Source organism: Streptomyces sp. SID10853, assembly GCF_010548145.1.
Lineage (GTDB): Bacteria > Actinomycetota > Actinomycetes > Streptomycetales > Streptomycetaceae > Streptomyces.
Genome location: NZ_JAAGLN010000279.1, coordinates 1 through 8,570, shown reverse-complemented (window position 1 = coordinate 8,570; position 8,570 = coordinate 1). Strand labels below are relative to the sequence as shown.

Sequence of the window (8,570 nt, the reverse complement as noted above, 5' to 3'; positions counted from 1 at the left end):
CCCGCCGCCGCGCTCCAGCAGCGGGCGGCGGGGTGGGCGACCGGCGAGTGCCGGGCGGCGACCAGCAGTGGCAGCGCCTCGGTGAGGGGCAGCAGAACGGCGGGCACGGTACTGCGGCGGGCCGCTGTACCGTGTCGCCGGACGACCACGAGCTCGTCGGGACCGGCGGCCTCGCCCTCCGGGTCCCAGAAGGCGAACCGGCCGTCGCGGGGCAGGGCCGCGGGCAGGAAGACCACGGCCTGCCGGGTGAGCGCCGCGGATCCGGCCCCGCTCGCCCCTTGCGTCTCCGCTGTCTGCCGCACCGCGCTCACCTGCCCTTCCGCCCTGGTTTCCAGCTCTCTGCGAGTGTAGGCGGGGGGTCTGACAGCGGGGTCCAGCAGCTGGGACGGGGCTCGGCCGGCCCCGCAGCCGCCCGCCCCTCAACCGCCCAGCCCTCAGCGGCCCGCCCTCAGCGCACCCCTTCCCACAGGCTCCGCTCCGCGGGGCGCGGGTCGTCGACCGGGCCGGACTCGTCGGCGAAGACCATCGTGGTGCGGTGGTCGGGCCCGTACGCCGGCCATCCCGGGTCCCCGGTCTCCGCGAAGGCCACCCACGCGCCGTGCATGGTGTCCGCCAGGGCCTGCGGCGGCCGGCTCCCCACCATCGGGAGATACGTGGGGTCACGCAGATTGTCGAAGACGAAGCCCAGCTCGGAGGCGTGGCAGGCGCCGAGCCTGCCGCCGAACTGCGGGGAGCGCCAGGCGAATTCGTACACATGCGATCCGGGCACGGCCTCGGCCAGCCGGAGCGCGGGAATCCGGTAGAACCAGTCGGTCACCAGCGCGTCGAACAGTTCACCCGGGCCGGCCTGCGGGCGGCCGGCCCGATAGACGCCGAGCGCCAGGTCCGGATCGAGGCCGTACGCCGTCGCGGCCAGTCGCAGCCGCTCGTCCGTGATCGCGTCCAGCCGCCCGGTCGGGACCATGAAGAGGCGGTTCTCCTCCCGGTTGCTGCCGACGAGCAGCTCGACACCGCAGTCCGGGCCGGGCAGGGCGAGGGCGGGAGCGACCGGTTCGAAGGGCATCGCGTTGAGCGCGGCGTCCCCCCAGAGCCGCGGATCGGGACGGCGCCCGATCTCTGCGCGCAGCTCCGTCTGCGCGGCGAGCAGCGTCGCGAGCGGCAGCGCGGCGAATTCATCGGCGGTCGGAGCGATGCCGAGCCGCTCCGCGAGCTGCGCGGCGACCAGCCGGGCGGAGTGGGGGCGCAGAAAGTGATGGGCGCCCCCGCTCTGCAGAATGGCCCGCCGGAAGAGCCCGCGGGTCTGCTCCATCCCGAGCAGCATCCCGATACTCATCGCACCTGCGGACTCCCCGAAGACCGTGATCCGGTCGGGGGCGCCGCCGAAGGAGGCGATGTTCTCGCGCACCCACTCCAGAGCCGCGATCTGGTCGAGCAGTCCGCGGTTGTCGGGCGCGCCCTCCAGGCTCAGGAAGCCGTCCGTGCCCAGCCGGTAGTTGACCGTCACGCAGACCACGCCGTCGCGGGCGAACGCACTGCCGTCGTAGGCGGACGCCGACCCCGAGCCGTTCGAGAACGCCCCTCCGTGCAACCACACCATGACCGGCAGTCCGCCGTTGGGTCCCGGTTCGGGCGTCCGGACACCGAGGTTGAGGCAGTTCTCGCCGTCCTGGCCGAGGTCCTCGGGGATGAGGGCGTCGAAAGGGGGCGCGTACGGCGCTCTGGGCGCGGTCGGCCCGTGCGCATGCGCTTCCCTGACCCCCTGCCACGGTGCGGGCGGCGCCGGCGCACGGAACCGGCGCGCACCGAACGGCGGCGCCGCATAGGGGATTCCGAGGAAGGACGCCACCCCCGCGTCGTCCATCCGTCCGCGAACGGCGCCCTGACGCGTCATGCACACCGGTTCCATCTGGTTCAGGTCTCCACTCTTTGCTTCGGGGGTCCGAGTGTCCGGGGTGTACGGGGATGACCGGGGCGCCCCGCGGTGTCCGGGGTGTACGGGATCCGGGGGGGCGGCGGTGGAGATCATCCCGGCCGCCGTCGCGGACCGGGCGCCGTACCCCGCGCGGCCCAGCACCGGATGCCGCGCGGCCCGGCAGCGGGCAGGGTTGCTCCCACCAGTGACTCTCCGTACAGACGGGACCGCGCATGTCCGATCACCGGCGTCACCGGCGCCTCGGCTTCATCGCCGGCGCAGTGCTCCTGCCGTTCGCCGTAGCCGGGTGTTCCGGTCTCAGCCGTACGGCGGTCGGTACGATCTCGTACACCACGCCCGATTCGAAGGTCGTCACCGTCTCGAATCCGTCCGTGAAGGGCTGCCACCCGCTGCCACGCGGGGGTGCGGCAGCCATCGCCAACAACACGCTGGTCGACATGTGGCTGTACCCCGGAGCCAAGTGCACGGGGAAGCCGTCGATGTACAACGCGACCACTCTGTCGAACAAGGTGACCCCGCCGCTCGTGGCCTGGCGCAGCTACAGCCTGGTCCACTGAGAGCGGTTTCCACCGACAGCGGCTCACCGGGCGGGCAGTGCCCGCACCCATGTGCCGTCGTCCGTCAGAGTGCTGTCCACGACGAGCCCCGCCTCACCGAGGTGCCGTGCGAACTCCTCGTGGCTCAGCGGGCGCGACAGGAAAGTCTGCGTCCAGGTCGCTTCGGGGTAGACGTACTCGCAGAGCATCGCGTCCACGCCGTCCCCGACCGGGGTCGCGGACTTGATCCGGACGAGGCCGCCCGCGCTGTTGCGCCGCTCCCTCGGCACGTCGGCGTGCCAGTCGAGCCCCTCACGCTGCACCAGCACGCACCCGTCGTCCTTCACATGCCGACGGCAGGTGCGCAGCAGCCCCTGGCGTATCCGTGGGTCGCCCGCGTGCACCAGGAAGGACGCCAGCATCACCACGTCATAGGTCTCGCCGGTGTCCAGGTCCTCGATGGGACTGCAGACCGTACGGACGCCGTCGACGCCCGTGATCTGTTCCAGCATGCCGGGCGACTCGTCCACCGCGGTGACCGTGAAGCCCCGCTCGGCCAGCGGGCGGGTGACCCGGCCCGCGCCGCTGCCCAGTTCGAGAATGCTCGCTCCTGCCGGGACCGCCGCGGCGACGACGTCCGGTTCGTCTCCGACCGGCAGCCTTTTGTACAGCTCGACGGAGCACCCGTCGGGCGTCCTCTCCCCTGGCCCCGTGCCGGCGTACCCCTCACGCATCCGGATGTTCATGCCGTACAGAACGAACGTGCCTCTGCGGTCGTTCCCGCACTGTCCGGAACTCCCGGGTCAGTCCTCGGAGTCGAACCGCGCCGCCCGCAGATACTCGGGCTGCGGGTCGAGCGCCGCCGCCAACCTGAAGTGCCGCCTGGCCTGTTCGGGGCGGCCGGCCCGCTCGAAGGTGCGGGCCAGGGCGAAGTGCGCGAAGGCGTTGTCCGGTTCCCGCTCCAGGACCAGCTGGAACTCCAGCTCGGCCGGGCGGAGTTGCGCGGCGGCGAAGAACGCCCGCGCCCGCAGCAGCCGCGCGGCGGTGTTCTCCGGGTGCGCCGCGATCACCTCGTCCAGCAGCTTCACGGCGCCCCGAGGGTCACGGGCGTCGAGAAGCTGTTCGGCCGCGCGGTAGTCGATGACGTGGGTCTCGGGGTTGCTGTGGGACATCGTTGCCGGCCTTTCTCCGTAATCCCGGAAGTCCAAGTCGAAGTCTGAAGTCGAAATCGCAAGTCGCAAGTCGCAAGTCGCAAGTCGCAAGTCGCTGAAGCCTCGTGCACGCCGCCCCGCGGGTGATCAGCCGCCGGCCCGCTCCGTCAGCTGCTCCCAGACCGAGCGCACCTGCGGCTCCAGTGCGTCCAGCGGGCCGTCGTTGTCGATCACGAGGTCGGCGATCTCGCGGCGCTGTTCCCTGGTGGCCTGGGCGGCCATCCGGGCGCGGGCCTCGGACTCCTGCATTCCGCGCAGTCGTACCAGCCGGTCCAGCTGTGTCTCCCGCGACGCGTCCACCACGACCACCAGGTCGTAGAGCGGGGCGAGGCCGTTCTCGGTCAGCAGTGGTACGTCGTGGATGACGACCGAGTCCGCCTGCGCCTGCCCCTCCAGCTCGGCGGAGCGGGCTCCGACGAGAGGGTGGACGATCGAGTTGAGTGTCGCCAGGCGGTCCGGGTCGGCGAAGACGATGGAGCCGAGCGCGGGCCGGTCCAGGCTGCCGTCCGGCGCCAGGACCGACTCGCCGAACGCCTCGACCACCGCTGCCAGCCCCGGAGTTCCCGGCTCGACCACCTCCCGGGCGATCCGGTCGGCATCGATCAGGACCGCTCCGTAACTGACAAGCAGCCGGGACACTTCGCTCTTGCCGGCGCCGATTCCACCGGTCAATCCCACTTTCAGCATGGCCAGGAGCCTAAGCCCTGTCCGCCGGGGCGGGACTGCCGGGCGTCAGACGTCGCCCTCCCGCTCCGCGAGGAAACGTTCGAACTCGCGGCCGATCTCGTCCGCCGACGGCAGGTCGACCGCCTCGGCGACCAGATTTCCTCGGGTCTCCGATCCGGCCAGCGCGTCGTACTGGTGCTCAAGTCCCTGGACCAGAGCGGTCAGTTCCTCGTCGCCCTCACCGATCTGGCGCTCGATCTCGTCCTGGGTGCGCTGCGCCTCGGTGCGCAGGGCGTGCGCGACGCTCGGCAGTACCAGCCCGGTCGCCGCGGTGACGGCTTCGAGCGCCGTCAGCGCCGCGTCCGGGTACGAGGAGCGTGCGACATAGTGCGGCACATGGGCGGCCACTCCGAGCACATCGTGCCCGGACTGCTCCAGCCGCAGCTCCACCAGCGACTCGGCGCTGCCGGGCACCTGCGCCTCGTCGAACGGCGACTTGTGCCCGGGCATCAGGTCCGTGCGGTTGCCGTGCGGGGTGATCCCCACCGGGCGGGTGTGCGGGACGCCCATCGGGATCCCGTGGAAGTTCACCGAGATACGCACGCCGAGCCGGTCGACGATCTGCTCGACCGCCGCAGCGAACCGCTCCCACTCGACATCCGGCTCGGGGCCCGAGAGCAGCAGGAAGGGTGCACCCGTGGCGTCCTGGACCAGCCGCACATCGAGCGTCGGGGTCTCGTAGTCCGTCCACCGGTCGCGCTTGAAGGTCAGCAGCGGGCGGCGGGCGCGGTAGTCCACGAGCCGGTCGTGGTCGAACCGGGCGACCGGCTGGTGGGGCAGTGTGTCCAGCAGACCCTCGACGATCTGGTCGCCGGTCTCGCCCGCGTCGATGTACCCGTCGAAGTGATAGAGCATGACAAGTCCGGCCGACTCCTGCGCGAGCGCCACATCGACGACTGCCAGGCCCTTCGGCTCCCATGCGTACAAATCTTGCGGATCAAGCACGATTACCGCTCCTCCTCGTGTTCACCGGGGAGAACGTCCCACACGGCTCGCGCATTCCCCGCAGCCACGTCTTCACAGGTGACCACCGGACCCGGTCCGGGGACAGGTCACCACCGGGCCGGGCAGATCCCCACGGGCACGTGTGAGGACCAGGGTGCGGACATGAGTGAGGCCCGCCCCCCGGAGGGAGCGGGCCTCACGTCAGCTATTCACCAGCTGGGGCCTGAGCGTCAGCTCTGGCCACCGGCCAGCTTCTCGCGCAGGGCGGCCAGGGCCTCGTCCGACGCCAGGGCGCCGGAGTTGTCGTCCGACTCCGAGGAGTACGAACCGCCCGAGGCACCGGCACCGGCGTTGCCACCGCTGGCAGCGGCCGGAGCGGCAGCACCCTCGGCAGCAGCGGCCTCGTCGGCCTCGCGGGACTTGATGACCTGGGCCTGGTGCTGCTCGAAGCGCGCCTGCGCCTCGGCGTACTGGCCTTCCCAAGCCTCGCGCTGGGTGTCGAAGCCCTCGAGCCAGTCGTTGGTCTCGGGGTCGAAGCCCTCGGGGTAGATGTAGTTCCCCTGGTCGTCGTACGACGCGGCCATGCCGTACAGCGTCGGGTCGAACTCGACCGAGGCCGGGTCCGAACCGAAGGACTCGTTGGCCTGCTTCAGCGAGAGGCTGATGCGGCGGCGCTCAAGGTCGATGTCGATGACCTTGACGAAGATCTCGTCGTTGACCTGGACGACCTGCTCCGGGATCTCCACGTGGCGCTCGGCCAGCTCGGAGATGTGGACCAGGCCCTCGATGCCCTCGTCGACGCGCACGAACGCACCGAACGGAACGAGCTTCGTGACCTTGCCCGGGACGACCTGACCGATCTGGTGCGTACGGGCGAACTGCTGCCACGGGTCTTCCTGCGTCGCCTTGAGCGACAGCGAGACACGCTCGCGGTCCATGTCCACGTCGAGAACCTCGACGGTGACCTCCTGGCCGACCTCGACAACCTCGGAGGGGTGGTCGATGTGCTTCCAGGACAGCTCGGAGACGTGCACGAGACCGTCGACGCCGCCCAGGTCCACGAAGGCACCGAAGTTGACGATCGAGGACACGACGCCGGAGCGGACCTGACCCTTCTGCAGGGTCGTGAGGAACGTCTGACGCACCTCGGACTGGGTCTGCTCGAGCCAGGCACGGCGGGACAGGACCACGTTGTTGCGGTTCTTGTCCAGCTCGATGATCTTGGCCTCGAGCTCCTTGCCCACGTAGGGCTGGAGGTCGCGGACACGACGCATCTCGACCAGGGAGGCCGGCAGGAAGCCACGGAGGCCGATGTCGAGGATGAGACCACCCTTGACGACCTCGATGACGGTGCCGGTGACGATCCCGTCTTCTTCCTTGATCTTCTCGATGGTGCCCCAGGCACGCTCGTACTGAGCGCGCTTCTTCGAGAGGATCAGGCGGCCTTCCTTGTCCTCCTTCTGGAGAACCAGGGCCTCGATCTCGTCGCCGACCTTGACGACCTCATTGGGGTCGACGTCGTGCTTGATCGAGAGCTCGCGGCTCGGGATGACGCCTTCGGTCTTGTAACCGATGTCGAGGAGAACCTCGTCCCGGTCAACCTTGACGATGACGCCGTCAACGATGTCGCCATCGTTGAAGTACTTGATCGTCTCGTCGATCGCCGCGAGGAACGCGTCCGCGTCGCCGATGTCGTTGACCGCAACCTGCGGCGTGGTGGCGGTGGTCTCGGTGCTGCTCGTCATGTGGGAAAGGGCTCCGGTACGGACATTGAAGTCGTAGGTACTGCTACGCCGGGAGCCCGTATCGCCTCTGCAGACGCCGGACAGCCCAGGAAGCGCCGATCCGGTATTCCGTGCTCGTTGCCGAACACATCGGTGGCGCCTCGATAACCGAGGGGACATGCAACAGATGCAAGCGCAGCCTGCTAGGTCTGAGGAGCGCAGGCTCGCAGCGCAACTTGTAGCATACGGGGACGGCCGGACACGGTCAATGCGCGAAGGCGCACACCCGGGGCGGATCGCACCAATCCCGGCACAACTTCTGTTGTACGAGGCCACATCGCCCCCGGCACCGTCCCCGCACCGTTTTCCACTGCCGGGTACCGGCGGTGTCAGCCGCACCGACGATACAGACTGGCACGATGAGCGAAGAGTACGAGTACGAGCCCGAGGCGACACGCCGTGACGCCGGGGACACCGAGAGCAGCCGGGCCAACCGTGGCTGGTGGGACCGCAACGCCGACGAGTACCAGACCGAGCACGGCTCCTTCCTGGGTGACGACCGCTTCGTCTGGGGGCCCGAGGGCCTGGACGAGGTGGAGGCCGAGCTGCTGGGCCCGGCCGATGAGCTGAAGGGTCTCGACGTCCTGGAGATCGGCGCCGGGGCCGCCCAGTGCTCGCGCTGGCTGGCCGCGCAGGGCGCACACCCGGTGGCACTGGACGTCTCCCACCGCCAGCTCCAGCACGCGCTGCGGATCGGCGAGAACCGGCCCGGCGTGGCCTCGGTTCCGCTGGTGGCGGCCGACGCGTCGGTCCTGCCGTTCCGCGACGGCTCCTTCGACCTGGCCTGTTCCGCGTACGGCGCCGTGCCCTTCGTCGCCGACCCGGTGAAGGTGTTCCGCGAGGTGCACCGGGTGCTGCGGCCCGGCGGGCGCTGGGTCTTCTCCGTCACGCACCCGATCCGCTGGGCCTTCCCCGACGAGCCGGGGCCCGATGGCCTCACCGTCACCTCCTCCTACTTCGACCGCACCCCCTACGTCGAGCAGGACGAACAGGGGAACGCGGTGTACGTGGAGCACCACCGCACCCTCGGTGACCGGGTGCGGGACGTCCTGGCGGGCGGGTTCAGGCTGGCCGATCTGGTGGAACCGCAGTGGCCCGTGTGGAACACGTCGGAGTGGGGCGGCTGGTCCCCGCTGCGGGGCGCGCTGATCCCCGGCTCGGCGATTTTCGTCTGCGTACGGGACGACGTACGAGACTGACCCGGTGATCCGTACCGGCGCGCTCGACGTGCTCCCCGTCCGTACCGCCGTACCCGCCCTCCAGCGGGCGCTCGAAGCGCACGGCGCCGCCGTGCTCTGCGCGCCGCCCGGCACCGGCAAGACCACCCTGGTGCCGCTCGTGCTGGCGGGGCTGGTCGCCGGCGCTGACGGGAACGGCCCGGTGCGGAAGGCCGGGAGCGGCGCGGTGCGGAAGGTGATCGTCGCCGAGCCGCGCC

The 8,570-nt window shown here is 70.4% G+C and carries 9 protein-coding genes and 1 pseudogene; 3 read left to right on the top strand and 7 right to left on the bottom strand.

Annotated features, from left to right (window positions below):
- Positions 1-302, bottom strand: a pseudogene (locus tag G3I19_RS32020) (ATP-dependent helicase); the annotation flags it as partial.
- Positions 303-448: 146 nt separating this feature from the next.
- Entirely contained in the window at positions 449-1,891 is a 1,443-nt protein-coding gene (locus tag G3I19_RS32015; RefSeq protein ID WP_239074972.1) for a carboxylesterase family protein, read from the bottom strand.
- Between the two features lie 254 nt (positions 1,892-2,145).
- Between G3I19_RS32015 and G3I19_RS32010 the strand changes: the two genes are divergently transcribed.
- A complete protein-coding gene (locus G3I19_RS32010; protein ID WP_164267222.1) occupies positions 2,146-2,490 on the top strand; it encodes a hypothetical protein in 345 nt (114 codons plus the stop codon).
- Positions 2,491-2,513: 23 nt separating this feature from the next.
- Here G3I19_RS32010 and G3I19_RS32005 read toward each other — a convergent pair whose 3' ends face one another.
- The 5 genes from G3I19_RS32005 to rpsA all read right to left on the bottom strand — a co-directional run bounded on the left by G3I19_RS32005 (position 2,514) and on the right by rpsA (position 7,096).
- Complete coding sequence (locus tag G3I19_RS32005) at positions 2,514-3,215, bottom strand: class I SAM-dependent methyltransferase (protein ID WP_164267221.1); 702 nt, start codon at positions 3,213-3,215, stop codon at positions 2,514-2,516.
- 57 nt (positions 3,216-3,272) lie between these two features.
- Positions 3,273-3,641: a tetratricopeptide repeat protein gene (locus G3I19_RS32000; RefSeq protein WP_164267220.1), complete on the bottom strand. Its 369-nt coding sequence runs from the start codon at positions 3,639-3,641 to the stop codon at positions 3,273-3,275.
- Between the two features lie 126 nt (positions 3,642-3,767).
- A complete protein-coding gene (gene coaE / locus G3I19_RS31995) occupies positions 3,768-4,367 on the bottom strand; it encodes a dephospho-CoA kinase (RefSeq protein WP_164267219.1) in 600 nt (199 codons plus the stop codon).
- 45 nt (positions 4,368-4,412) lie between these two features.
- Complete coding sequence (locus G3I19_RS31990) at positions 4,413-5,351, bottom strand: PAC2 family protein (RefSeq protein ID WP_164267218.1); 939 nt, start codon at positions 5,349-5,351, stop codon at positions 4,413-4,415.
- 230 nt (positions 5,352-5,581) lie between these two features.
- Positions 5,582-7,096: a 30S ribosomal protein S1 gene (rpsA, locus tag G3I19_RS31985; protein WP_164267217.1), complete on the bottom strand. Its 1,515-nt coding sequence runs from the start codon at positions 7,094-7,096 to the stop codon at positions 5,582-5,584.
- Between the two features lie 398 nt (positions 7,097-7,494).
- Between rpsA and G3I19_RS31980 the strand changes: the two genes are divergently transcribed.
- Both G3I19_RS31980 and G3I19_RS31975 read left to right on the top strand, forming a co-directional pair.
- Positions 7,495-8,334 carry a class I SAM-dependent methyltransferase gene (locus G3I19_RS31980; RefSeq protein WP_164267216.1) on the top strand — a complete coding sequence of 280 codons (840 nt, stop codon included), beginning with the start codon at positions 7,495-7,497 and terminating at the stop codon, positions 8,332-8,334.
- Between the two features lie 4 nt (positions 8,335-8,338).
- Positions 8,339-8,570, top strand: a 232-nt coding sequence (locus G3I19_RS31975; protein WP_164267215.1) for a hypothetical protein, incomplete at its 3' end; no start/stop codon positions are given.

Excerpts from the sequence above, each read along its gene's own strand:
- G3I19_RS32015 (WP_239074972.1), bottom strand. The coding sequence starts at position 1,891 with ATGACGCGTCAGGGCGCCGTTCGCGGACGGATGGACGACGCGGGGGTG.
- G3I19_RS32010 (WP_164267222.1), top strand. The coding sequence starts at position 2,146 with ATGTCCGATCACCGGCGTCACCGGCGCCTCGGCTTCATCGCCGGCGCA.
- G3I19_RS32005 (WP_164267221.1), bottom strand. The coding sequence starts at position 3,215 with ATGAACATCCGGATGCGTGAGGGGTACGCCGGCACGGGGCCAGGGGAG.
- G3I19_RS32000 (WP_164267220.1), bottom strand. The coding sequence starts at position 3,641 with ATGTCCCACAGCAACCCCGAGACCCACGTCATCGACTACCGCGCGGCC.
- coaE (WP_164267219.1), bottom strand. The coding sequence starts at position 4,367 with ATGCTGAAAGTGGGATTGACCGGTGGAATCGGCGCCGGCAAGAGCGAA.
- rpsA (WP_164267217.1), bottom strand. The coding sequence starts at position 7,096 with ATGACGAGCAGCACCGAGACCACCGCCACCACGCCGCAGGTTGCGGTC.
- G3I19_RS31980 (WP_164267216.1), top strand. The coding sequence starts at position 7,495 with ATGAGCGAAGAGTACGAGTACGAGCCCGAGGCGACACGCCGTGACGCC.